Annotated in this window: 1 pseudogene; it reads left to right on the top strand. The window is 51.0% G+C overall.

The window, feature by feature from the left end:
* A pseudogene (locus tag ACFPFU_RS25650) lies at positions 1-684 on the top strand (SusC/RagA family TonB-linked outer membrane protein); the annotation flags it as partial.

The following is a 684-nucleotide window of genomic DNA, read 5'->3' as shown; positions in this document are numbered from 1 at the left end:
ATTACCTGGAGCCCGGTGACCGGGAACAGTACGAAAGATACATAGGTATGTATTTCGGCGGGACCAACTTCTGGCCTTACCTGGAAGACGGGGGGCGTTCCACCTGGACATCCAACGACATCTGGCTGGACCAGGGCGTTGAGCTGACACCCGTCAAAGGGCTTTCCATCAGGGGTAATTTTGCCTTCAACTTCTTCAACCGCACCAGACAGGATGTGGCCAGCAGGGTGGAAATCGTGAACAACGACCTCAGAAATCCCAACGACATGATCAATTTCGGATTCAGCGGCAACGATTTCATCAACGAGCGGAATGATTACAACCAATACTATGTGATCAATGCGGTAGCTGACTACCACTTCGATCTTCCCGAAAGACACAAACTGAACACCATGATCGGCTTTAACCAGGAATGGGGACAGAACAAATATGTGAGGGCGCAGAACAATACCCTGATTACGCCATTGATCACAGACCTGAATGCCACCATCGGCATGCAGCAGACCTTCGGGGGCAGCAACCATATGGCCCTCAGGGGAGCTTTTTACCGAGTAAATTATATATTCGACGACAGGTTCCTGATCGAATCCAACGGCCGGTATGACGGCACTTCCAGGTTTCCGAAGGACAGCCGTTTTGGCTTCTTTCCGTCCGTCTCTTTAGGCTGGAGGCTTTCCAATGAAC

Source organism: Negadavirga shengliensis, assembly GCF_042652345.1.
GTDB classification, from domain to species: domain Bacteria; phylum Bacteroidota; class Bacteroidia; order Cytophagales; family Cyclobacteriaceae; genus Negadavirga; species Negadavirga shengliensis.
The sequence above is the reverse complement of the archived record's forward strand: the minus strand, read 5'-3'. Positions and strand labels throughout refer to the sequence as shown.